Source organism: Armatimonas sp. (genome assembly GCF_964826245.1).
The window spans coordinates 1-23,728 of sequence record NZ_CBAYMC010000035.1 but is presented as its reverse complement, the minus strand read 5'-3'; the positions used below and the strand labels follow the sequence as shown (position 1 = coordinate 23,728).

Annotated in this window: 23 protein-coding genes and 1 tRNA gene; 17 read left to right on the top strand and 7 right to left on the bottom strand. The window is 58.1% G+C overall.

Features of this window, described 5'->3' with window-relative positions; genetic code table 11:
- The first annotated feature begins 62 nt into the window (after window positions 1-62).
- The 7 genes from AC1XOS_RS05385 (at window position 63) to AC1XOS_RS05355 (ending at window position 4,935) form a co-directional block, all read left to right on the top strand.
- Window positions 63-1,148 carry an IS701 family transposase gene (locus tag AC1XOS_RS05385; RefSeq protein ID WP_481961196.1) on the top strand — a complete coding sequence of 362 codons (1,086 nt, stop codon included), beginning with the start codon at window positions 63-65 and terminating at the stop codon, window positions 1,146-1,148.
- Between the two features lie 19 nt (window positions 1,149-1,167).
- Entirely contained in the window at window positions 1,168-1,503 is a 336-nt protein-coding gene (locus tag AC1XOS_RS05380) for a CsbD family protein (RefSeq protein WP_481961197.1), read from the top strand.
- Window positions 1,500-1,916, top strand: coding sequence for a hypothetical protein (locus AC1XOS_RS05375; RefSeq protein WP_481961195.1), 417 nt, complete (start codon window positions 1,500-1,502; stop codon window positions 1,914-1,916). The genes AC1XOS_RS05380 and AC1XOS_RS05375 overlap by 4 nt, the downstream gene beginning before the upstream one ends.
- Before the next feature lie 174 nt (window positions 1,917-2,090).
- The gene (locus AC1XOS_RS05370; protein ID WP_481961194.1) at window positions 2,091-2,618 is read left to right on the top strand and encodes a hypothetical protein; all 528 of its coding nucleotides are present in this window, start codon (window positions 2,091-2,093) and stop codon (window positions 2,616-2,618) included.
- 73 nt (window positions 2,619-2,691) lie between these two features.
- A complete protein-coding gene (locus AC1XOS_RS05365) occupies window positions 2,692-4,164 on the top strand; it encodes a glycoside hydrolase family 130 protein (RefSeq protein ID WP_481961193.1) in 1,473 nt (490 codons plus the stop codon).
- A gap of 32 nt (window positions 4,165-4,196) precedes the next feature.
- Window positions 4,197-4,712 carry a DNA starvation/stationary phase protection protein Dps gene (gene dps, locus AC1XOS_RS05360; RefSeq protein ID WP_481961192.1) on the top strand — a complete coding sequence of 172 codons (516 nt, stop codon included), beginning with the start codon at window positions 4,197-4,199 and terminating at the stop codon, window positions 4,710-4,712.
- Between the two features lies 1 nt (window position 4,713).
- A complete protein-coding gene (locus AC1XOS_RS05355; protein WP_481961191.1) occupies window positions 4,714-4,935 on the top strand; it encodes a hypothetical protein in 222 nt (73 codons plus the stop codon).
- Window positions 4,936-5,262: 327 nt separating this feature from the next.
- On the opposite strand, the gene mutS is transcribed toward AC1XOS_RS05355, so the two are convergent.
- On the bottom strand, window positions 5,263-7,890 hold the full coding sequence (gene mutS / locus AC1XOS_RS05350) for a DNA mismatch repair protein MutS (RefSeq protein WP_481961190.1): 2,628 nt from the start codon (window positions 7,888-7,890) through the stop codon (window positions 5,263-5,265).
- Window positions 7,891-8,178: 288 nt separating this feature from the next.
- Between mutS and AC1XOS_RS05345 the strand changes: the two genes are divergently transcribed.
- The 5 genes from AC1XOS_RS05345 (at window position 8,179) to AC1XOS_RS05325 (ending at window position 13,834) form a co-directional block, all read left to right on the top strand.
- Window positions 8,179-9,228 (top strand): LacI family DNA-binding transcriptional regulator, encoded by a 1,050-nt coding sequence (locus AC1XOS_RS05345; RefSeq protein WP_481961189.1) that lies wholly within the window; start codon window positions 8,179-8,181, stop codon window positions 9,226-9,228.
- 126 nt (window positions 9,229-9,354) lie between these two features.
- Window positions 9,355-10,206, top strand: coding sequence for a prepilin-type N-terminal cleavage/methylation domain-containing protein (locus tag AC1XOS_RS05340; protein ID WP_481961188.1), 852 nt, complete (start codon window positions 9,355-9,357; stop codon window positions 10,204-10,206).
- 11 nt (window positions 10,207-10,217) lie between these two features.
- Window positions 10,218-10,406 (top strand): hypothetical protein, encoded by a 189-nt coding sequence (locus AC1XOS_RS05335; RefSeq protein WP_481961187.1) that lies wholly within the window; start codon window positions 10,218-10,220, stop codon window positions 10,404-10,406.
- A gap of 93 nt (window positions 10,407-10,499) precedes the next feature.
- Window positions 10,500-12,158 carry a tetratricopeptide repeat protein gene (locus tag AC1XOS_RS05330; RefSeq protein WP_481961186.1) on the top strand — a complete coding sequence of 553 codons (1,659 nt, stop codon included), beginning with the start codon at window positions 10,500-10,502 and terminating at the stop codon, window positions 12,156-12,158.
- Window positions 12,155-13,834 (top strand): CRTAC1 family protein, encoded by a 1,680-nt coding sequence (locus AC1XOS_RS05325; protein WP_481961185.1) that lies wholly within the window; start codon window positions 12,155-12,157, stop codon window positions 13,832-13,834. Before AC1XOS_RS05330 ends, AC1XOS_RS05325 begins: the two co-directional genes overlap by 4 nt.
- 149 nt (window positions 13,835-13,983) lie before the next feature.
- Here AC1XOS_RS05325 and AC1XOS_RS05320 read toward each other — a convergent pair whose 3' ends face one another.
- The 5 genes from AC1XOS_RS05320 to AC1XOS_RS05300 are packed head-to-tail and all read right to left on the bottom strand — an operon-like array spanning window position 13,984 to window position 19,133.
- Window positions 13,984-15,651 (bottom strand): C13 family peptidase, encoded by a 1,668-nt coding sequence (locus AC1XOS_RS05320; protein ID WP_481961184.1) that lies wholly within the window; start codon window positions 15,649-15,651, stop codon window positions 13,984-13,986.
- 38 nt (window positions 15,652-15,689) lie between these two features.
- Window positions 15,690-16,052, bottom strand: coding sequence for a type II secretion system protein (locus AC1XOS_RS05315; RefSeq protein WP_481961183.1), 363 nt, complete (start codon window positions 16,050-16,052; stop codon window positions 15,690-15,692).
- A gap of 34 nt (window positions 16,053-16,086) precedes the next feature.
- Window positions 16,087-16,881: a DNA repair protein RecO gene (gene recO, locus AC1XOS_RS05310; protein ID WP_481961182.1), complete on the bottom strand. Its 795-nt coding sequence runs from the start codon at window positions 16,879-16,881 to the stop codon at window positions 16,087-16,089.
- A gap of 18 nt (window positions 16,882-16,899) precedes the next feature.
- Window positions 16,900-18,663 carry a phosphoenolpyruvate carboxykinase (GTP) gene (locus AC1XOS_RS05305; RefSeq protein WP_481961181.1) on the bottom strand — a complete coding sequence of 588 codons (1,764 nt, stop codon included), beginning with the start codon at window positions 18,661-18,663 and terminating at the stop codon, window positions 16,900-16,902.
- 32 nt (window positions 18,664-18,695) lie between these two features.
- On the bottom strand, window positions 18,696-19,133 hold the full coding sequence (locus tag AC1XOS_RS05300) for an SWIM zinc finger family protein (protein ID WP_481961180.1): 438 nt from the start codon (window positions 19,131-19,133) through the stop codon (window positions 18,696-18,698).
- Window positions 19,134-19,219: 86 nt separating this feature from the next.
- Here AC1XOS_RS05300 and AC1XOS_RS05295 point away from each other — a divergent pair, with 86 nt between their 5' ends.
- Complete coding sequence (locus AC1XOS_RS05295; RefSeq protein ID WP_481961179.1) at window positions 19,220-20,485, top strand: (Fe-S)-binding protein; 1,266 nt, start codon at window positions 19,220-19,222, stop codon at window positions 20,483-20,485.
- 3 nt (window positions 20,486-20,488) lie between these two features.
- Here AC1XOS_RS05295 and AC1XOS_RS05290 read toward each other — a convergent pair whose 3' ends face one another.
- Window positions 20,489-20,710, bottom strand: coding sequence for a hypothetical protein (locus tag AC1XOS_RS05290; RefSeq protein WP_481961178.1), 222 nt, complete (start codon window positions 20,708-20,710; stop codon window positions 20,489-20,491).
- Window positions 20,711-20,890: 180 nt separating this feature from the next.
- Here AC1XOS_RS05290 and AC1XOS_RS05285 point away from each other — a divergent pair.
- From AC1XOS_RS05285 to AC1XOS_RS05270, 4 genes are all read left to right on the top strand, one after another.
- Window positions 20,891-20,962: transfer RNA gene (locus tag AC1XOS_RS05285), tRNA-Cys, on the top strand.
- 219 nt (window positions 20,963-21,181) lie between these two features.
- Entirely contained in the window at window positions 21,182-22,150 is a 969-nt protein-coding gene (locus AC1XOS_RS05280; protein WP_481961177.1) for an ATP-grasp domain-containing protein, read from the top strand.
- Between the two features lie 3 nt (window positions 22,151-22,153).
- Window positions 22,154-23,173, top strand: a complete 1,020-nt coding sequence (locus AC1XOS_RS05275; protein ID WP_481961176.1) for an LLM class flavin-dependent oxidoreductase — start codon at window positions 22,154-22,156, stop codon at window positions 23,171-23,173.
- A gap of 244 nt (window positions 23,174-23,417) precedes the next feature.
- A partial coding sequence (locus AC1XOS_RS05270) for an SUMF1/EgtB/PvdO family nonheme iron enzyme (RefSeq protein WP_481961175.1) occupies window positions 23,418-23,728 on the top strand: 311 nt, incomplete at its 3' end.

Below are 23,728 nucleotides of genomic sequence, written 5' to 3'. Positions count from 1 at the left end.
CTCACCTTACGCAGTGCCGAGTTGATAAAATGGGTTTGGCCCCATGACGGCCTGAAAAGCCCATGACGACTTCGCGCCTACTCGACCTCTACACGGACTATCTGCTCTGTTCCTTCGGGCAGACAACAGCCACCGGACTTGCCGCATTGCTACCAGACCAGATCAGCCATGACCAAGTCACTCGAATGCTAAGCCAAAATACCTTTGATCAGAAAGCACTCTGGAAGATCGTTAAGCCCCATATACGAGCGTGTGAGTCACCGCAGGGAGTTCTCATCCTAGACGACAGTGTTGAGGAGAAGCCCTATACCGATGAAAATGAGATGATCTGCTGGCACTTCGATCACTGCCTGGGGCGAAGCGTCAAAGGAATCAACCTGCTCTCGTGCGTTTATCATAGCAACGAGATGACCCTCCCCCTGGATTTTGAAATAATTACCAAGACGAAGTGGGAGGTTGATCTCAAGACAGGTAAGGGCAAGTTCGTCAGTGAAGTCACCAAAAACGATCTGGCACGAGCAATGATTCTACGAGCTAAGGACAAGCAGGTCAGCTTCCAGTACGTCCTGATGGATACTTGGTTTGCGGCGGCTGACACCCTTGTCTTTATCAAGACCAAGGTCAAGAAGGACTTTGTCACTGCTCTCAAATCCAATCGTCGCGTGGCTAGGTCTCTTGAAGCCAAGAAATCGGGCAAGTGGGAGCGATTAGATCAGCTTCACTTTGAGTCGGGATGCCCCCAGACGATCTACCTGGAAAGCGTGGAGTTTGCTCTCTTGGTACATCGTCAAGTCTTCCACAACGAAGATGGCAGTGAGGGCATTTTGTATCTGGTGACGAGTGATCTGTCGCTCACCTCCGGCCAAATCGAAACGATCTACCAAACACGGTGGAAAGTGGAAGAGTATCACAAGAGCCTCAAAAGCTGCGCTTCGTTCTCCAAATCTCCCACGAAGAAGGTTCGCACTCAGAGCAACCATCTTTTTGCCTCGCTGGTGGCGTATGTCAAGTTGGAGGTCTGTAAGTCTCGATGCCACATCAATCATTTTGCCCTTCGTGCTCGCCTCTATCGAGAAGCCCTCAGTGCTGCTTTTTCGGGTTGGCAGGAGCTACGCCAATCGGGGCTAGCTCCAGCTATCACACTGTGACTGCGTAAGGTGAGATAAAATTAAAGATGCCGTTGACCACGCCGCTGGTGCTGGAACCAGCGATAAGATCGAAGGCAAGGCCACGGAGCTAGCGGGCAAGGCGCAGCAGAAGCTGGGGGCGAGCCTAGACAACCCCGAGCTTGAGGCACGAGGAATCGTAAAACAAGCCGATGGCAAGCTCCAGCAGGCCGTCAGTGATACCAAAGAAGAGGCCGAGACTCTCACGGAGCGCACCAAAGAGCTGCTTCACGATGTGGCCGAAGCGGTTCGTGAGAAAGCACACTACGCTGTGGATGCTATTCGTGGTAAAGCGCATGAAGCCGCTGAAGATGCCAGCGAGGTGATCACACCATGACGGATGAGTCTTCTGGGGCAGAGTCAGAGCCCGTCACCGTCTCGGTCAGTGCTGAAGAGCTCGCGATGGCCCCGCGCAAGCGCCTCATGCGGGAGCACCTTGATGGCATCCAGCACGGCATTGACGACAGCCCCGAGAACGATGCCGCAAAAGGCAGCGTCTTAGGCGCGGGCGGTGGAGCCGTCGTGGGGGGCATTGCCGGAGCCGCTCTTGGCCCCTTGGGAAGTCTCGTCGGTGCCTTAGTGGGAGCTGCTACCGGAGCGCTTGCCAGTGGCCTCGCCGTCGCCGCCGTGGACTCTGTGGACAACGATGACAACATTACGGGAATCGGCTCCGAAGTGTCTATTGACACCGATGAGGTTCCTACAGAAGAGATCAACACAATAATCCATGAGAAGCAAGCACCCTTCTAAATTAGAATTATTCTCTCTTTCCCCTTCTTTCTGAGGAAAATTAGGAGGGAGGTGTTTTTTTATGTATCCAGAAAAATACGAAGGAACCAAAGTAGTTTTACAGCATACTTAAAGTCACGATTGCTTTGAACTTGTAGAAATACAAATCCATTTGCAGACAAGAAAGAGATTTAAATGAACACAAGTACAATGATTGCGATAACAATAGCTTTAGGAATAGCGGGATCTACCGCCCAAGCTCAGACCACAATACTCGCTTCCGAGAAGCCTTTCCGCGTCTCTATCGGAACCTACAACCCCACAAGTGGTGCTACCCGTACCGCGATGGGCTCGACCTTGCCGATGCTTAGCCTCTCGTACGATGCAGGCAAGTCCACCGCAGAGAGACCCACAATCTTAGGGGTCTACTTTGACTATGCCCAGAACAACCGCAATGGCACCACAAACTCTGTCGCAGCGTTTGGTGTCTCTGCACGCTACCTAAGCCGAGCACCGGTGACACACGGTCGGTACTTCATCGGCGGAGGTATTGGCTCCTATAGCGTCAAGATGGGCAACTCAAATAGCAAGATCGGTGGGAAAATCTTCGGTGGCTATGAGCTCAACGATGGCTACTTCGGCGAGGTGACTTACCACATGATCAATAAAGTCCATGGCAATGACCCGAGCGCTCTGGCTTTCTCTATAGGCCGTCGCTTCTAAACCACTTAGAGACAAAAGACAAGACCGCGCCTTCTGAGGCTTTCAGAAGGCGCGGTTTTTAGGTTTTCAAATCATGAAAAACAACGAAGCGGATCTTCTTCGTGTCCGGCATACGGGGCCTCTCTTGAAGTCAGATAGCGCGCGGGTTCTGCTGCGGGCATTCAACCCCACGACGGAGCAGCGGAGCCTGCAGATCATCGCGCGGATCTGTGCACTGCCCGAGGAGGAAGTGCGGTCAGAGCTGGCGCGGATCCTTCGCGAGTTCTCGGACCGGCACCGTGGTCTTCAAGCCTACTGGCTCCGGCGCTTTGAGCAACTCAAGGCGCTTCTGCTCACCGATTCGCCCGTCAGCGAGGAGCGCAAGCTACTGATTGGGGCGTACTTTACCCAGGAATACGCCCTAGAAGGGGCCGCCCTCTTTAACCCGTCTCTGGTGTGGCATCCGGATCAGAGTGGCGTCTCGCCGGGAAGCCAGCGCTTTGTCTTGAGCCTCCGGGCAACGGGGGAGGGGCATATCTCGTCTATTGCCTTTCGTACCGGGATTGTGGATGCGACCAACCACATCACGGTGGAGGAGGCGACGCGCTTTGTTACCAGCCCGGCTAGCGTCTCCTATCCCCCCTATGAGCGCACTCTCTTTGAACGCAAGCTCCATGAGATGGACCATCGCGATGACTTGGTGGCCTCAGTGCTCTCGACGCTTAAAGAGCAGTTTACGCTCGACGAGCTCAAGACCAGTGTGAGCCTTGTCCAGAGGCAGAGCCGAGGGATATTGGGAAGTGCGCCCCAGCTCAATAGCATGCTCACGCTCGCTCGGGCCAACTATGTTGCCACGTTCTTGCCAGAGCAGCCACTCAGTGAGCGGGTCTTGTTTCCCACCTCACCCACGGAGATCAATGGCATCGAAGACGCACGTTTTGTGGCTTTCCGAGACGACGACGGTAAAACGACCTACTACGCAACCTACACCGCCTACGATGGCAAGGTCACCATGCCGCAGCTGCTCCAGACCAACGACTTTCTAAGTTTTGAGATGACCACGCTCAATGGCCCCGAGATTCACAATAAAGGCATGGCGCTCTTTCCACGCCGCATTAACGGCCGCTACGCCATGCTCTCGCGCCAGGACAACGAGAATATCTTTCTGATGTGCTCAGATCACCTGCACTTCTGGTACACCAAAGAAGTTCTCCTCAAGCCCACGTATCCCTGGGAGTATGTCCAGATGGGAAACTGTGGCTCCCCCATAGAGACCGATGCCGGATGGCTGGTTCTGACCCACGGTGTCGGACCGATGCGCCAGTACGCAATCGGCGCGATCTTGCTCGACAAAGACGATCCTTCCCATGTGATAGGGCGGCTCCACGAGCCGCTGCTCACACCGCTTCCGCAAGAGCGCGAGGGCTATGTTCCAAACGTGGTCTACAGCTGTGGTGCTCAGCTCCACCACGACGAGCTAATCTTGCCCTACGCCATGTCCGACTCTACCAGCAGCTTCGCCGTTATCCCTCTCACAGATATTTTAGGCGCGATGAAATTAACGTGAAACCTTAGTGGATTTGATTACATACGAGAGCTATGCAACAAACGAAAAACGATATCCCGCTTAAGGCACGGATTCAAGTCGTTTCCTACCTGAATACCCGGCTTGCGGATTGTCTAGATCTAGGAACACAGGCCAAACAAGCACACTGGAATGTCAAAGGCCCTTCGTTTCATGCACTCCACCTTCTTTTTGATGAGGTCGCGGAAGATATCGAAGCCTACTCTGATCTGATCGCGGAAAGACTCGTACAGCTTGGTGGCACCGCACGTGGCACCGCACGTGAGGTTGCCGCCAGCTCAAGCCTCGCGGAGTACCCGCATGAGATCACCAAAGGCGACGAGCATCTAAACGCTCTTGCCGATGCACTGGCAGCCTTTGGAGCTCTCGTCCGCGAAGGTATCACCGACTGCAGTGCTTTTGAAGATGCCGATTCTGCCGATATCTTCACCGAGATCTCTCGTGGCATTGATAAGTGGCTCTGGATGGTCGAGGCACATTTGCAGCCTTCGGAGCCGCAGATACAGCAGGAAATAAACAATGCTAGTTGAAGTGAAAAAACTACATGGCCTGACGATTCATGCACTCGATGGTGAAGTGGGGAAGGTGGATAAGTTTCTCTTTGAGGATGAGTTCTGGATCATTCGCTATCTAATCGTCAATACCGGCAACTGGCTCTTGGATCACAAAGTCCTGATCTCGCCGCTGGCACTGGGGAGCATTGATTGGGAGCTGCAACGGAGAAGATGGGCAAGAACGCAGGCGATGCTCTGACGCTGACCCCCAAGATTAAAAAAGCCATCACCGACTGAAAGTGAAGCCCTAACCTCACTTTTTGAAGGCTATGTTCTGGGGTATAGGGCGCTGATCCCATACCACGGACGCACCTCGATTCAGTACGTTCTCGATGCACTCCAGGGTGTCCCGCCGTGCGCCGTATCTGTATCGAAGGGCCAAGCCAGCTTCTGAAGCAGGAGCTGGCAGGCCGACTCTCAAAAGTCTTGTTTCACCAAGCCATTTAACCGCTACCGGATGACATCTTAACCGTCACCGCGTCGCCGCATGAGCTCGCCAGCAGTATCAAATTATGGACTTGTTGTATCATTTCTTTGCAGATTTTTGGAGTCGTTGGAGGGCAATGAGTGCCTCGACAGGCGAGAGCGTGTTGATGTCTAGCCCGCGTAGCTCTTCCACTACAGGGTGCTCCTCGGCCTCGAAAAGTGTCATTTGGAGCTTTTGTGATTTCGGTGCGACACTGACGCCGCCGAGGGTGTCGCGGCGCTTGGAGCCATCTTTTTCGAGGTCACTGAGAATCTCTTTGGAGCGCTCGATCACGGTCGGGGGCAGGCCGGCCATGCGGCCTACTTGGATGCCGTAGCTCTTGTCCGTGCCACCGGGGAGCACCTTGCGGAGCCAGATGATCCTATCGTTGGTCTCTTTGACGGCGATTCGGTAGTTCTTCACATTCGGGAGCTGCTTTTCGAGCTCATTGAGCAGGTGGTAGTGGGTCGCAAAGAGGGTCTTACAGCCGCGTGCGGCCAGAAACTCCGCGACCGCCCACGCAATCGAGACACCGTCAAAGGTGCTCGTGCCGCGCCCGATCTCATCGAGGATCACGAGGCTGCGCTCGGTGGCGTTGTTGAGAATCTCTGCGGTCTCGGTCATCTCCACCATAAACGTAGACTGCCCAGCGGCGAGGTCATCGTGCGCCCCGACACGGGTGAAGATGCGGTCCACAAGCCCAACCTGCACGGAGTCGGCGGGGACAAAGCTTCCCACTTGGGCGAGCAAGACAATCAGCGCGACTTGGCGTAGCACCGTGGACTTACCTGCGGAGTTGGGGCCGGTGATGATATGGACCTGCTGCTGGTCGGTGTCCAGATAGGTATCGTTGGGGATGAAGTTCGCCGCCGAGCCCATCAGTCGCTCCACGACCGGGTGCCGCCCGCCCTTGATATCGAGAATATCGGTGGTGTCTACAGTAGGCCGCACGAAACGGTTGTTTTGCGCCACTTCTGCCAGCGATGCCACCACATCCAGTTTCGCCACTGCTTGCGCGACCGCGAGCACGGCGCCGGTGAACTCCTGCGCCACGTAGTCCCGCACCGAGACAAATAGATCGTACTCCAGGGAGTTAATCCGCTCCTCGGCGCCAAGCACCTTGGACTCCATCTCCTTAAGCTCCGGCGTGATGTAGCGCTCGCCCGTAGACATTGTCTGCTTTCGGATGTAGTCTTTTGGGACATAGGCCAGGTTCGCCTTTGTCACTTCGATAAAGTAGCCAAAGACCGAGTTAAAGCCCACCTTGAGGCTCTTGATGCCCGTCTTCTCGCGCTCGTCAGCCTCTAAAGTCGCGATCCAGCTCTTGCCTCCTCGGACAATCTGGCGCAATTCATCAAGGTTCTCGTCGTAGCCGTCCTTGATGAGATTGCCCTCACGCACGGTCAGCGGTGGCTCATCGGCGATGGCGCTGGTGAGGAGCTCTGTGAGCGTGGGTAGGCCATCCAGTGCCCCAGCCAGCGCCTGAATCGCTGGGTGCTCGATCTGCAAGGCCTGCGCCGCGACCTCGGGGATGCGCTCCAGAGATTGTCGCAGCGCCACCAAGTCACGGGCATTGGCCGCGCCGGTCGAGAGCCGCGCCATCAGCCGCTCCAGGTCCGCGACTGCCCGGAGCGTATCGCGGACATCGCCGCGGGTCAAGGCATCATCATAAAAAGCCTCGACCGCATCTAATCTTGCGTTGATCTTCTCTACCGAGAGCAGGGGGGCATCAAGCCACTTCTTGAGCATGCGTCCGCCCATCGATGTCCGCGTCTCATCAAGTACCGCCAGCAGCGACTTATTCCGAGCGCTATCATAGAGGCCCGCCGTTAGCTCTAAATTCCGTCGCGCCGATGCATCTAAGTACATCGCATCCTCGGTGGAGTAGGTCGCCAGGGTCCGAATGTGGCCTACCGCGCCCATGTAGGTGGCCTTCAAGTACTCCAAGAGTGCGGCGGCGGCGCTGAGCCCCGCAGAGTAATCATCGCAGCCGAAGCCCTTGAGGGTCTGCACCCCAAAGTGCTCCAGAAGCGCCTCGCGCGGCAAGCGTGGGAGCTTCTGTTTCCCTAGCCGTGTCAGGGTCGCCGGGCACGCCGCCGCAATCGCCTCCGCGAGCTCGTCCATCCCCTCAGGCACCAGGCACTCGGCGGGCTGGAGGCGCAGGATCTCCTCGACCACCTTGGCGATTCCCTCGTCCTCCCCGACCTCCGTGATGAGAAACTCGCCGGTCGAGACATCCACCACCCCGATTCCATTGACCGGCTTGGAGAGAATCGCCGCCACGAGATAGTTGTTGCTCTTGGCATCGAGTAGCGCATCCTCGACCAGCGTCCCCGGTGTCACGACTCTCGTAACGGCGCGCTTCACCAAGCCTTTCGCGAGCTTCGGATCCTCAATCTGATCGCAGATGGCGACCTTGAAGCCCTTCTGCACCAGCCGCGCCATGTAGCGCTCCAGCGCATGGTGGGGGACGCCGGCCATCGGGTATTTTCCCTCGTAGCCCTGCACTTCGCGCCCCGTGAGCGTGATCTCCAGCTCCCGTGCGATCAGCTCAGCATCGTCGCCATACGCCTCGAAGAAGTCTCCCACCCGCATAAAGAGCACACAGTCGGGGCGCTCCTGCTTCATGGTCACATAGAGGCGGAGCATCGGGGTCAGTTTTTCAAGGGGGATTTCAGGCGTCGGCATATCACTTCTATTCTACGCCATGCCCTGCGATTGCGGAAAGCACTTGGCCAACTAGGGCGCAAGCAGCAATCCGGCAGCCTGGCTCAGTCGGCATAGCCTTGGCTCTCACGCTCCCGGTCTAAAAAACGGCCAGGCCATCGCCAGCACCCAGCGCTTCAAGTTTGATTTCGAGGTTCAATAAGCCCGGCGAAAAAATGCGACTGAGACACTTGCAACCCAAACGGTTGGGGTGATAGAATCTTTACAGAGCCTTACCGGTAAGGCTTTTTGACATAAGGGAACGGTGACGTGCCAACAATACGTGATGTCGCCCGAGCGTGTGGCCTCTCTGCAATGACGGTTTCCTCGGTTCTTAATGGTAAGACGGGGGAAGCGAGTGAGGAAACCCGCGCAAAGGTATTAAAAACCGTGGACGAGCTGGGCTACCATCCCAATGGGGTGGCGCGTGGTTTGGCGCGTCGCCGCATGGACACTCTAGGCATTGTCGCCTCGTTCTCGGATCGGCCTTCACTCTTTGGAGATCGCTACTTTGGCCCCATTTTTGATGGCCTGTTGCTCGGAGCACAGAAGTACCACCAGCGCGCCTTGATTATCACCGAAGACACCTGGGACGAGCTGCCGCGTCATCTCTCACGCTATCTGGATGGCCACTGTGATGGGCTGATCTTTGTCACCCCGACGTTCTGCAACGAGGTGATTGCGCCGCTTATCGCCACCAAGCTGCCGATTGTTTTCCTGGGAGAGAACCGTCCTGAGCTCCCCATCTCCGTCGTGGACATGGATAATGTGCATGCGGGTGAGCTCGCAACGACAAAGCTTATAGAAGCGGGCCATCAGCGTATCGCGTATCTGGGGGGAGACTCGGAGCTACGCAGCAGCCACGAACGACGCCAAGGTTACTGCAATGCACTAAGCCGTAAGAATCTGAGCATGGCGACAAGCTTTATCGTCTGTGGGCACTATAGTGAGGCATCGGGGTATCGAGAAGCGAGCTTATTACTTAATCTTCCCAAAAATCAGCGTCCCACCGCCTTTTTCTGCGGAGATGATGCGATTGCTATCGGTGCCATCCATGCCATTCACGAAAGAGGAGCCTTGGTTCCTCAAGATTTCTCGGTGGTAGGCATCAACGATGACCAGATTGCGGCACTCTCTCATCCCCCTCTCACGACGATCCGTCAGCCACTCTGGGCAGAGGGAGAGCATGCCATTCGAATACTTTTGGAACAAATACAGAGTGAAAAACACTCTCCCCAGCAAGTCCTTCTTCCAGGAGAGTGGGTAGAGCGTGGCACCGTCGGCCCTCCTCCTGCTCAGAAGGGAGGTACAAAGCTGTAATCAGTATTAAAAATATATATCTTTTAGCGATATAAGTCGCTTATTTTTCGTTTTTTCAATCAGTTCTAGTCTGTAAGCCAATTCCACTGATGTATCCCAAGGCTTCCTCTTATAAAGGAATAAGAAATGTCCCTAAATACTCGCAAGCAGGGTTTTACCCTCATTGAACTTCTTGTTGTTATCGCGATCATCGCGATTCTGGCCGCGATTTTGTTTCCCGTCTTTGCCCAGGCACGTGAGCGTGCCCGCGCGATTGCCTGTATCTCCAATGGCAAGCAGCTGGGAACCGCACTGATGATGTATGTCCAGGACTACGACGAGACCTACCCCGTCATGTTCCCCCGCGCTGTGCCTATCGCACCGGGTACCTGTGATCGCGTGCCTTATGACGTTCAGCTCATGCCCTATATCAAGAACGATGGCCTCTTCGCATGCCCAGGTGATGCCCATGCGATTGCCGGGTGGGTGACAAACTCCTTCGGTGACTTCTACGATGGCAGGTACGCTCGTCCTGGTAATATCAAGCGCCGTACCTACGGCCTGGTTGGGGCACTCAACACGGCGGTTGCACGCCCCGACCCCAACACGGGTACTTCGACGAACCCCTGGATGGGAGTAAGAGATGCCGCAGGACAGGACATGTCCACTCCTTATGGCATGGCGTCTCTGGATGCTCCTGCGGACACCATTGTCTTTGTGGAGGCCAGCACGGAGGCAGAGACTTGGGTAGTGGGCACTCCCTGGGGCTCTGGCTTCACCAACTGTGATGCCTGGAAGCTCGCGGGTCGCATCATGGGCAACGCACAGGATAATGCCGTTGGAGCAGCCATCGGCTGTACGGGCAACTGGGCAACCAAGCCCTACAAGGGACACTTTGACAAGAGCACCGTGATCTTTGGCGACGGACATGTCAAGGCGCACGGCTTCCGTGATATGGCAGCCAATGACTTCCGCCTCTTCAAGCGTGCCAAGCCATAAGGAAAGCTGCCATGAAACGAAGTGTTTCTCTAGGACTTCTGCTCCTTGCCCTGGGCGCGACCGGCTGCCGGAAGGAAGAAGCGCCCCCGCCACCCCCCACCAATCCGCAAGCGGCTCCCAGTGGTCCGGGGGGCTATTCCTCAGGAATGCCCCAGGCCATGAAGGATAAGATGCGCGGTAATGGAGCACCGATCAAGTAGATCGGCTCACAACTGACGATTGATTTTTAACGACTCCAGAGGTATAAGGAACCCCGAATACCTCTGTTTTTTTTGGGAAGAACAAGCTAAGTTATGTCCCCTGCCATCCGCCGCCGCGCCCTCGTGTTCGCCTTGCTCCTGACCGCAGGGGCCGCGGGAGGCTATTGGGGAAAAAATGCCTGGCGTCAGGCGCAGCTCCGGGAGCTCTCCCTTCCTGAGCTGGAGCGAGAGGCGACCCGGCATCCCGAGGAGGAATCGCTTCAGATCGCCCTTGCCCACCGATGGATTCAAGCACGCGAGTTCGCTTCCGCTGCCACGGCTCTTCGGCACATCGCCGAGCAGGGTAATACGGAGTCTAAGCTCTGGCTTACCTGGGCAGGTGCGGCAGCCGCCAGTGGGGACCCCGCAATGGCGGCAGGGATCCTCAAGCTTGGAGCCAAGAACCCAAAGCTCGCGGAGAGCCTCAATGCAGCGGCGGGCCGTCTTGAGGCGCAGCCTCCCGAGAGTGATCCTCTGGAAATCGCGAAGGTAATCTCGCCGGAAGGTCCCGGCGTGCTAGAGAGCTATCTCACCCCCAGCTTCCTCAGCGGCTTTTTAGAGAGTCAGGGTCGCCGTGATCCCAGCCATGCGGGCCTGACCACACTGGAGAAGCTTGCTCGGGAGAAGCCTCAGGATGCCACCGTTCAGATCGCCTGGGCAAGAGCACTGAGTGCCAACCACCGCTATCCCGATGCCGAGCCCGTTCTGATAGCCCTGCTCAAGAAAGACCCGAAGAACTTCGAGGCGGCGATGGCACTAGCCGATGTACGCTATGCCGCGGGCAGCATCGCAAGGGCAGGAACCATCTACCGTGCCTGCGTCAAAGAGCGCCCCGACAACTTCCTTGCGGTGCTCGGTGTCGCCCGCTGCGCCACCGAAAAGCATCTGGTCTATCTGGGCGCCGAGATGGCACAGAAAGCCGTCACGCTTAACCCAAAGTCGGTGGATGCCTGGATCGTGCTGGGCAAGGCGCACTTCAATCAAAAGCTGCACTGGGATAGAGTGATTGAAGCCTTTGAGCGGGCCCGGCAGCTCGATCCCACGCGCCTGGACTACTACGGTGAGCTCTACGATGCACTTCGACTCTCCGGGCGCTTCCCTGAGGCGGAGGCCGTTCTGAACCGCCGCCTAGCTGCCGAGCCCAATGATGCCCGGGCGCACTACTTGCTTGCCAACTCCCAGCTCGATAGCCGAAGCGATCAGAACCGAAAAGCTGATGCGGAAAAGCACTTGCGCCGCTCTCTGGAGCTCTACCCCCGCTCCGCCACCGCCCAGCTCCGTCTGGGACAGCTCCTACTGGATCAAGGCAAGGCCGAGGAGGCCCTGCCCTATCTTGTCGAAGCGAGCGCACTGGATCCCTACTCTGACCGTGCTTTTACTTATGCCGCACGTGCCCTCAGGCGGCTTAAGCGCGACGATGAGGCGCTGAAGGCGGAAAAGATCGCACGCAACCTCGGGGCCTACCGCATGGTACTTGCCCCCCTGGAAGAGGCCCGTCAGCGTGAGCCCTCCAACCCAGAGATTCGCCGCAAGCTTGCCATGCTCTACCGGGAGGGTGGCGAGGATGACAAGGCAAAATTTGAGGAGGAAACCATTGAGATGATCCAGAAGTACCCCGAAAAGGCCGAGCAAGGCCTGGTAAATCTCATGAACGAGCGTACCCTCGCCGCCTCCACCGAGTGGCAGAAACCCAGAGCCAAGAAAACGCCATGAGAACACTCTCTTGCAGAACGCGACGCGCTGAAGTGCGGGGTATCGCGCTCCTACTGCTCACGCTTGTGGGCTGCGGACGGACGAAGGCGCCCACTACCTCACTCACTGGAGCGGCAGAGACAAAGCCTGGTGAGGCAGCTTCTACGATTCGCTTTCGGAGCATGGCTGAGGAAGCGGGTTTGCAGTACTCCTGGAGCGCTCCAGGCAAGCGTCCGTTGACGATATTGCAGACGATTGGCAACGGCTGTGCGTTTCTAGACTACGACGGCGACGGGAATTTAGATATTCTTTTGGTGGGGCCAAAGCCTGGTCTGTTTCGCGGGGACGGTGCGGGTAAGTTCACCGACATGAGTGCTTCTGTTCTGGGGAACCTATCAGGCTATTTTCTGGGTTGCGCGGTGGGTGACTTTGATAACGATGGCTTTGTGGACGTGTATCTCTCCGGGTACCGTGAGGGGCGCTTGCTGCACAACGAGGGCGGCAAGAAGTTTACCGATGTGACCAAGCAAGCCGGACTCCCTCCCCAAGCCTGGGGAACATCGGCAACTTGGACGGATCTGGATGATGATGGGTTTCTGGATCTCTATATCGCCAACTACGTGGATTTCAGCCCTCAGTCTAAGCCACAGCTCTGCTACTTTCCCACCAACGATAAGTCCAAGAAGATCCTGAGCTCGTGCGGCCCCAAGTACTACCAGCCCATTAAAGGCAAGCTCTACCAGAACAAGCGCGGCAAGTTTATGGATGTGACTCAGGCATGGGGTGCACACAAACACGCGGGCAAGGGCTTGGGAGTGGCTGCCGTCGACTTTGATGGCTCCGGGCACGAGAGTATCGCAGTCGCCAACGATGAGACCGATGGGAACTTATTTCTGGGAGAGGGGGGCGGCAAGCTACGCGATATTGGAGTCGAGGCCAATGTTGCACGGGATCGCGATGGGAGCATTCACGCGGGAATGGGGATTGACTGGGGCGACTACAACAACGATGGCAAGCTCGACCTGGTGGTCACGACGTTTCGGAGCGAGGCCAAGAGTCTCTACCGCAACGACGGTGAGCGCTTCTTCTCCGATGTCTCGTTTGAGAGTGGCCTTGGCCGCATCGCCATGCCGTATGTCTCGTTTGGTTGTAAGTTTCTGGATGCGGACAACGATGGCTGGCTCGATGTGCTGATCGCGAGTGGCCATGTCCAGGACAACATTGAGGAGCTTGAGGACACCACCTACCGTCAACCGCTGGTGCTACTGCGCAACAATAAGGGCCTCTTCGATGATGTCTCCCCGTCATCAGGAGTCGAAGCCGTCGGCAAGCTCGTGGGGCGCGGTCTTGCGGTGGGCGACTTTGACAACGACGGTCGCCTCGACGCGCTGATCGTCGACAGCGAGGGCAAGGTTGTTCTCCTGCACAACGAGACGCCTCAAGCGGGCCACTGGCTGCTGCTCAAACTCACCGGCAAGCTCACGCACGGCGCACTGATCAATGTCACGCTCCCCGAGGGCAAAAAGCTCCTGCGCCACTGCCAGACCGACGGCTCCTATATGTCGGCCTCGGACTCCCGTGTGCATCTTGGACTGGGGAGTGCGACCAAGGCGACGGTCACTGTCAAGTGGCCCAGCGGCAAGACCACCGAGCACAAAGACCTCGCCGCCGATCGGATCCACACTCTCAAAGAATAGCATGACCTATCCCCATTTTTTCGGACAGCTAGCTAAGCAGAAGGGTTGACGAGACCGGCATAACGTTTCTATTCTACGCCAAACCCCCAATTGTGGAAAGGAAAAAACGCCCCGACAACCACCGGGGCGTTTTCTCGTTGAGACGATGTTTACTTCGGGAAGACGAAACTGTTTCCAGGGCCGCCATCGTTGGTTTGGGGGTTCTCGGGGAGGTTTTCGTGGGTGCGGTTCCACTCCGACATCTCGCGGACGGAGATCTTGCCATCGCCGTTGGTGTCGGCGTTGATCCCGCCACCGGTAGGGGTGAGGCGGTCTAGGGCCGTCGTGATGTGATAGTTGAACTCCCCATGGCTGTACTGCCGTCCACCGACAGTCTCAAACTCGGTGTCGGCGGGGCGGGCATTTTCGTCGAATCGGCAGGCCGTGGCAATAAAGGTCTTGCTATTTTGCAGGTTGTCGATAAATCCACCGCTTCGGCACTGCTGCATGAAGATTGCGCGGGAGGCGTAGGGGATGGCGTTGAGCTTGTTGGCAAAGTCCGTATCGGTAATACTGCCTCCTCGCAGGCTCAGGGTGGCGTTCATGCCGCCACCACCGTGGTCAAAGGTCCAGACAAAGAGCGTGTCGTTGCCATCGAGCTTGGGGAGGCTATTGGCGGCATCGCCATTCTTCAGGCCATCAAAGACTTTATTGACCCAGGTGGGGCTTGCGGGAAAGTCCGTGACCGTGCTAGGGTGGCGGTACTTGGGATTGGCCGAGGCGTAGTCTGCACCGTCGCCGTAGAGCACGAAGATGTTCTCGGGCTTGTAGCCATTTTTAAGCAAGGTCTTGTACATCCAGACCGTGTCGTTCCAGAAGCACTCGCCTGCAAAGTTCTCCGCCAGATCGCCGCAGATCAGTACGGCATAGTGCTTGACCAGAAGCTTGCTCCAGTCGATCTTGGGAATCCGAACATCCACTCGGCGTATCACATCCACATTGAGTCGTGTGGTGTTGAGATTGGTGAGCGCTTTGTCGATCTGGTACTTGCTGATGCGGCTCACGCTGTCGGTGAGGACATTGATCTCCCCATCGCGGAGGGCGAGGCCTCTTGCACCTGCCTGAGGTAGCTCGATCTTATCGTGGGTTTTCTCAACGGTATCGGTGTAGCGGGCGACCTGCGAGCCATTGCCCGTGAGCACATAGAGCCCGCTCTGGAAAAACGCCATGGCGCTCATCTCCGCGCCCGGAGCCCAGCCACGGCTAACAATGCGCTTGGTGGCGAGGTCAATTTTGAAGATGGCGCTGGAGAAGCCCGCCTCCATCGCCACAAAGACCTCTTTGCCATTGGAGGCCACTGCGGTCAGCTCGCCCGACTTGAGAAGCGCACTCTCGGGCTCCTGGCTCGCATTGGGATCGGTGACAGCATCCAAGCGCAAGAGCTCCGTAGTCTGGCCACTGGCGACATTCAGCCCAATCAGAATCTTGCGGGCGCCATCACCCAGAAGAAGCTGATCGGCGGTGTGCTTGGAAATCGAGAGCTTGTCAATGCTCACACTGTAGCGGCGAAGCACCTCGCCCTTGTCTCCGAGTGCGGCCACGGTGCGCGGTGCGGCGGCAAAGAGCTTGCCATCGAGATCCGTCAGCGTATTAAACTTGTCTTGCTGCGCTAGGCGTAGCTCGCCCAGCTTCCCCGCCTGTACAAACTTCGAGAGGTTGATCGGGCGAAGCTGAGGGGAGAGCTGTGTGTCGAAGCGGTTGATCTGTGAGAGGCTGGCACCGGCCCAGAGGGTCAGAACACTCACCAGCGAGAGTCCGAGAAGAGTTTTTCGTTTCATTGTTACAATGCTACCCCGTTTACCTAAGTTGTTAAACCTTATGAGCCGCCACTCTGGTCGAGGGAATGTCTGGCGTGGTTGCAGGTGGGCTCCTCCGTGCCACTGCCGAGGGAGTAGGCTCCTCCGCTGGGACACTGAGGAGTGGTCTTGAGGTACTTATCTGCGCCGACAAGCTCGTTTAGGGTGGGGGTGTGGGTAGCAGGGAGATGGTTTTCCATAAAGAACTCCTCCTTGGCATTCCGAACCCGTCGCAGTGTCTCGACACAGCTCTTTTGCTGCGCTGTCTCTCGGGCATGAATCATGTTGGGGATTGCAATCATGGCAAGCCCGGCAATTGTGACCGTCACGGTCATGATCTCCATAGCGGAGTGCCCACGTCGTTGTTTTTGCACGTTGTTCATGCTGAAGACATTAAGCAAAGACTATGCCGAGTTGCTATATTTCAGAAGTGTGAGGTTCTTCACTGGGATGGGCGAGGCGATGGGCATCCAGCATTCCTAGTGACTTAATCTCACGCTCTACCCGATAGCGTAGGTGGGAGCGAACCAGGCGGTTGATCTCGGTGAGTGCCTCTTCGGGAAGCTCCAGGGCGGCGAGAGCTTTGGCGTTCGTCAGGCTGGTGAGACGCTCAAGGAGCAGAATCGTGGTCGCGTTGCAGGGCATGGCCTCGACTCCCAGAAACTCGGTGCAGGGGATGCAGAGTGCACCGCCGCGTGAGGGCGAGTAGCCGACGGGGGGGTAGTCGGTGTCGAAGGGGTTGTCGCAGCGGATGCAGGTGCTGAGCTGAGGCTCGTAGCCGATCTGGGCGAGCAGCTGAAGCTCGAAGGCATGGAGCGCGGTGTCGGGCTGGACGGCGTGCTGGAGGATATAGAGCGTGGAGAGCAGTAGGTCAAAAGACTCCGGGTGTGGGTCGCGCTCCTCCATCACTTTCTCCAGAAGCTCGCAGGCGTAGGTGGCCCTGAGGAAACGCCCGTAGTCGGACTTGAGCTTGGGAAACGCCTCGCGCACCTCGGCCTCGGAGAGCACATCGAGCGAGCTGCCCTCAGCAAGTGAGGCACGCAGCAAGAGGAGCGGCTCGCTCGCCCCGGAGAGCTTGGAGGTCGGCTTGCGTGCACCTTTCGCCACGGCTCGGAGCTTGCCCAAGTCCCGCGAGAAGAGCGTGACGATTTTATCTTTCTCTCCCAGCGGGATGCGACGGAGCACTAGGGCGACAGTTTTATAGAGCGGCACGCACTATTGTACCGGGCACTACCCGACTCGCTGGCGGAGTGCCTCTAGCTCAGCGCTTAGCGCCGGAGGAAGTTTCTCGCCGAAGGTCTCGAAGTGCTTGGCGATGGCGTCGCACTCCTGCGCCCAGCGGTCGTGGTTGACTTCGAGCAGGCGCTCCATGACGCCCTCGGCGAGGGAGAGGCCCTCTAGGTTCATGCCATCAGGAGTAGGAACTGTGCCTATGGGAGTCTCGATGGCTTCCCCGACTCCCAGAATCCGCTCGCGGGCCCAGAGCAGGGGGCGTAGGTTCTCGCCGTAGCCGGGCCAGAGGAAGTTGCCCTCGTCGTCTTTCTGGAACCAGTTCACATGGAAGACCTTGGGCGGGTTGGGGATGCGCTTGCCCATTTCGAGCCAGTGCGCAAAATAGTCGCCCATGTGGTAGCCACAGAAGGGGAGCATCGCCATCGGATCACGGCGCAGGACACCTTGCGCGCCGCCTGCTGCTGCTGTGGTCTGGGAGGCCATGGTCGCACCCAGAAAGACACCGTGCTCCCAGGAGTTGGCTTCGAGAACCAGCGGCATCGTGTCGTTGCGGCGGCCTCCGAAGAGAATCCCAGAGATCGGGACGCCCTGTGGGTCTTCCCAGTGCGGGGAGATCGTCGGGCACTGCTTGGCCGGGGCCGTGAAGCGCGAGTTGGGCTGAGAGAACCGCCCCCCTGCTGTGTCGTCGCCCGGGCGGCGCTCGCCCTTCCAGTCCGTGAGGAACTCGGGGGCGGGGCCGATGCCTTCCCACCAGGGATCGCCGTCGTCGGTGCGGGCGACGTTGGTAAAGAGGGTGTTGGAGCGAATCGTCTCCATCGCCGATGGGTTGGTCTTCTCGCTGGTGCCCGGTGCGACTCCAAAGAAGCCCGCCTCGGGGTTTACCGCCCAGAGCCGCCCGTCCTCGCCGATCCGTAGCCACGCGATATCATCGCCGATCGTGCGAACTTTCCAATCGGGGAAGATAGACTCCAGCATCGCCAGATTCGTCTTGCCACACGCCGACGGAAACGCGCCGGTGAAGTAGAGCTTCTCGCCTTGCGGGTCTTCTAACTCCAGGATCAGCATGTGCTCCGCCAGCCAGCCTTCGTCGCGGGCGAGGGCCGAGGCAATGCGCAGTGCAAAGCACTTCTTGCCCAGTAGTGCATTGCCGCCGTAGCCGGAGTTGACCGAGAGGATCAGTCGTTCTTTCTCGTCGGGGAAGTGGCAGATATAGCGCTTCTCCGGATCCAGCTCGGCAGTGGAGTGCAGGCCGGGCACAAACGCGCCCTCAGTGCCCAGGGTCTCCAGAGCGATCTTGCCCATTCGGGTCATGATCCGCATCGAGAGCGCGACATAGGCACTGTCAGTGATCTCCACGCCCACTTTGGAGAACGGGGAGCCCGCAGGTCCCATGATGTAGGGCACGACATACATCGTCCGCCCCTTCATCGAGCCCTCGAAAATACTATACAGAAGCTTCTTGGCCTCGTCGGGAGCCATCCAGTGGTTCGTCGGCCCCGCGTCGTCTGGGGACTGGGAGCAGATAAACGTGCGATCTTCCACGCGTGCGACATCGTTGGGATTCGAGCGGTGCAGATAGCAGTTGGGCCACTCATCGTGGTTGAGGGGAATGAGACCTTTGGCCGCCACCAAGGTGGAGATCAGCCACTGGGCTTCGTCTTCGGAGCCCGTGCACCAGTGAACTCGCTCGGGTTGACAGAGGCGTGTGCTTTCCTCGACCCAGGCAAGGAGCCCGGCGTGTGACGTAAGAGTTTTATCCATGACCCCATCTTAGCACATGCAGACAGTCCTAATCAATCGGACAATTGGCGTATTTTCGCGGCGCAGGTGTGTTTGCAGACTCCCGCGCTCTGAAAACGTGGGCACTGGCACCGATATTGCCCACTTTCGCCCCGTGTTACCAGATACGCATTTCCGCTCTTGGGGTTGTAGCAGGCAACGACCTCAGGGCCGAAAACCGTCGCCGACCAGACAAACGCCGGGCCTTCCGTCCGCGCCTTTTGGGTCTCGTTTTTCAGGAGTGCCTGCTCCATCGCTGCCTGCGCACGGGCGCTACTGGGGAGCCAGCACACTGCTTTTCGTTTACTACGCGGCACGGCCTGCACCCAGGCCTCTAAGATCGTCGGCAGGTGGTTCATCGCGCTCGCCATCTTCTCGGCGGCCTCCGGCTCCAAAAGCTCCGGGCGGCGACGGGCCAGTAGCCCATCTTGAAATACAGTAATCGTAGGCATGGTGTGATCTCTCTTTCTCTCCAAAACTCTCTGCCTACAGACTCCACCCACAATCTCCGTTGCGGAAACGGGTACAATGGTGGCGTATGAAGGAAGTGGATGTTGAAAAGGGGCTCTTGAGCTGTGTTCACTGTGGGTTCTGTCTGGACGCGTGCCCGACGTATCGAGCAACGGGCGACGAGGCAGATAGCCCCCGTGGGCGACTGGTGCTGATGCGCAATGTGCTGGAGGGCAAGCTTCCCATGGTGGGCGAAGAGGCGAGCCAGCCAGGAGGTGTGGGCTACCATCTGGACCGCTGTCTGGGCTGCCGCGCCTGTGAGACGGCGTGCCCCTCGGGCGTCCCGTACGGCCATCTTCTAGAGCACTTTCGCGATGTTCAGGAGCACCAAGTCGCGCGCACCACGGGCGAGCGTGTGCTACGCGAAGGCCTCCTGATGCTCCTCACCGATCCCAAAAAGATGAAGCTGGCGCTCAAAGCGGGGCGGCTCACGGGGGGCAAGATCCCGGCGTTTGCCGCGAAGTTTGTTGGGCTACCGACCAATACTGAGCTTCCTCTGCCTGCCGACTTAGAAAAAGCCTCCGCGCCGCTACCAGAGCTAATTCGTGCAAGAGGCGAGAAGCGTGGGAAAGTGGCGCTGCTGACGGGGTGCGTGATGAGCGTGCTCTACAGCCCTGTGCATAAAGCGACCACGCAGCTTCTCGCTGCCAATGGCCTGGATGTCCATGTGCCTAAAAATCAGACCTGCTGCGGAGCGCTGCATGGCCACCAAGGGAAACTTGAGGGGGCCAAAGAGCTGGCCAAGAGCCTCATCGCCCAGTTTGAGAACACCAGCTACGATGCCCTGATCCTGAACTCCGCAGGCTGTGGCTCATTTCTCAAAGACTACGGCCACCTGCTCAAGGACGACTTGGAGTGGGCAGGCCGTGCGGCGGCATTTTCGGCACGTATCAAAGATGTCACCGAGTACCTGATGGAGATCGGTCCGCGCCCGATGACGCGCTGGATTCCGATGAAGATCACCTACCACGATGCCTGTCACCTGCGCCATGGCCAGAAAATCGCCGATGCGCCGCGCCAGCTTCTTAAGCAGATTCCCGGTGTGGAGTACATCGAGTGTGTGGATGCTGACCAGTGCTGTGGGAGTGCGGGGGTCTACAACTACCTTCAACCCGCGATGGCAGGGGAGCTACAACAAAAGAAAGTGACTAACCTGCTGGCAACCGGTGCGGAGCTGATTCTCACGGGCAATCCTGGCTGCCTTGCCTGGATTGAACAGGGTCTGCCTGAGGGCATCACGCCCCCTAAAGTGCAGCACCCCGTCGAGCTGCTCGCGCGGGCTTACGGCGACTAGGAACTAGAGAAGGGAGCGCTGGCCCGCAGGACGCTCTAAGAGATTTTCGGCTCCCAATACCACGATGGCGGAGGCGAAAATCAAGATAAAGGTCACCAGCAACGTGACAGGTTTACAGTTCTGCCCGATGGGCGGGCGTATCCACCAAAGCCAGAAACCAACACTTGCACAGGCGGCAAGAATTCCCAGCCAGGGACCTAAAATAGCAAGGCTAAGAATCGGCATAACGAAAGAGAGAGTGTAGATAAACCAGCGCAGAGAATCTCCCGTACGGGCGCTGAACTCTCGGGCATCACGCATCATGTTTACCGGATTAGGCAAGACCTATGCCAAAGGGGCCTTGTCAGATATTACACCTTGCCAGTTGCCAGAGCCTCTGAGGCATGATAGACTTTCCGTGCACATGGCGCCGTGCCCAAGTGGTAAGGGAGAGGTCTGCAAAACCTTTATGCATCAGTTCGATTCTGATCGGCGCCTCTAAAATCTCCCCCAGAAATGCCAGTTTCTGAGGGAGATTAGATAAATTTTTCTTCCTCCTGCGTGGCTTGGCGTCGTGAGTCGCCGTCTTACCAGATGACGATGCCGATTTACCCCGCGCCCGCGAAACGCTTGTGCTGGGCTTGCGCTCCGCAACACGGAAATTGTCAGGCAAGGCGTCGCAAATCCTGACGATTCATCGGGTAACCTATTGAAATCATGTCAATTCCCCAAAAACCGATTGCGATCTACCACGAACACCCCGACTGGTTCCGCCCCCTCTTTACCGAGCTGGAGAAGCGCGGCGTTTCCTATGTCCGCCTCGATGCCCGCCAGAGCCTCTTCGACCCAACAAGCACCCGCGACGACCACGACTACTCTCTGGTAATCAACCGCATGAGCCCCTCGGCCTACCTGCGTGGGGCGGGAAACAGCCTCTTCTACACCCAGCAGCTTGTCGCGCACTTCGAGCGCCTCGGGCTGAGGGTGATCAATGGCTCGGCGGCCTACACCATGGAGCTGAGCAAGGCGCTCCAGCTCGGACTCTTAGAGTCGCTGGGGCTTGCCTCTCCCAAGGCGCGGGTCATCAACCATCCTGCGCTCGCTCCCCAAGCCGCCGAGGGGCTGCGCTTCCCGGTCGTGGTGAAGGCCAATATCGGCGGAAGCGGCGCGGGAATTGTCCGCTACGACGATCCCGAGGCGCTGGCGCGGGCGGCGGGGGCGGGGACGATCTCGCTGGGCGTAGACAGCACGGCCTTGGTGCAGGAGTACATCCCTGCACGTGGTGGCCACATCACACGGGTGGAGACGCTCGGTGGGAAGTTTCTCTACGCCATCAATGTCTACACGACTGGGGAGAGCTTCAACCTCTGCCCTGCCGACATCTGCCAGACCGCCGACGGCCAAGCGCTCGTGCGCTCCGCTTGTCCCATTGATGCGCCTAAAACGGGCCTGACGGTCGAGGCCTACACGCCGCCTCAGGAAGTCATCACCGCCATCGAGCGCATCGTGCAAGCGGCCAAGATCGATGTCGGAGGTATTGAGTACATGGTCGATGACCGCGACGGCCGCTTGGTCTACTATGATATCAATGCGCTCTCCAACTTTGTGGCCGATGCCAAGCGCGTGATTGGTTTCGATCCCCATGAGCGGCTGGTGGACTTTCTGCTCCAGGAGGCACAGGGCTAACCCATGCGCTACGGCTACTGGCTCCCGGTCTTTGGCGGCTGGCTCCGCAATGTTGAAGACGAGAAAATGGAGGCGAGCTGGGACTACGCCTCCAAGCTCGCACGCCGCGCCGAGGAGATCGGCTTTGACCTGTGCCTCATTGCAGAGCTAAACCTCAACGACATCAAGGGCGACGATGCCCCGGCGCTGGATGCCTGGTCCACGGCGGCGGCACTCGCCGCGGTGACCCATTCCCAGGAGCTCATGGTGGCGGTGCGCCCCACCTTCCATAACCCGGCGCTGCTGGGCAAGCAAGCGGCCAATATCGACCAGATCAGCGGCGGCAGGCTCTCGCTCAATGTCGTGTCGTCGTGGTGGGCCGATGAGGCCCGCAAGTACGGGGTGACGTTTGAGCAGCACGACGACCGCTACGCCCGCACTCAGGAGTGGCTCGAAGTTCTCGACGGCGTCTGGAGCGGGGATCACTTTAGTCATAATGGGCAGCTCTACCAGGTCACCGACAATGTTCTGCAGCCCAAGCCGGTTCCCACGCGCCCACGCCCGCTCCTCTACGCGGGCGGCGAGTCGGAGGCGGGTAAGGAGCTTATCGCCCGCACCTGCGACGGCTATGTCATGCACGGCGATCCCCCCGCCAAGATCGGGGAGCGCATCGCGGACATGAAGGCACGCCGGGCAAAGCACCGCCTCCCTCCGTTGCTGTTTGGCGTCTCCGGCTACAGTATCGTCCGCGATACCGAAGAAGAAGCGCAGGCAGAGAAAGCCCGCATCACCGATGTCAAGCAGTCGGCAGCAGGCTATGCGAACTACCAGCAGTGGCTCGCGGGAACGCAGCTAGAGCAGCATGTCTCGCTCGAAGATTACTCCGTCTCCAACCGTGGCCTGCGCTCTGGGCTAGTAGGCACACCCCAGCAAGTCCGTGCCCAAGCTACCGCGTTCGAGGCTGTTGGCGTAGACTTTCTGCTCCTTCAGTGTAGCCCTCAGCTCGAGGAGATGGAGCGCTTTGCGGAGAGCGTCATCCACTAGAGAACTAGCATAGATCCTTTTCTAAAAATAAGAGCTGCAGCCGACTCAGCAACACCTCCTCTTTCGCACCGATGCCCAGCGCGCAGCTGAAAGACCTCGGCCCGTGGGACAAGGGGACGGATCACACGGTCATTAAAGTGCTACAATCGCGTAGCTCAAAAACTGTCCAGTCAAACGTCAGGATTACGCACTCCGGGGAAAGGCCCGGTTCAGGAGAGGTGAAGCAATGGGATTAGACAAGCAAGTGTTACCGTTACAGCGGCGTGAGTTTCTTCGACTCACAAGTGGACTACTACTGGTGGGGGGGACAAGCACCTTTATCGGTTGTGGTGGCGGGGGTGGCTCAAGCACGCCGACTCCCACCCCAAGCCCGACTCCCACCCCAAGTAGAGTCCTCGCTCCAACCCCTGTCACCGTGGCTGAGTACCGTGCGTTCTGCACGGCCACCGGCCGCGGGATGCCTCCTCCTCCTTCGTGGGGTTGGATCGACGACCATCCCATCGTCAACGTCACTTGGTCTGAGGCAAATGACTATTGCACGTGGGCTGGGGGACG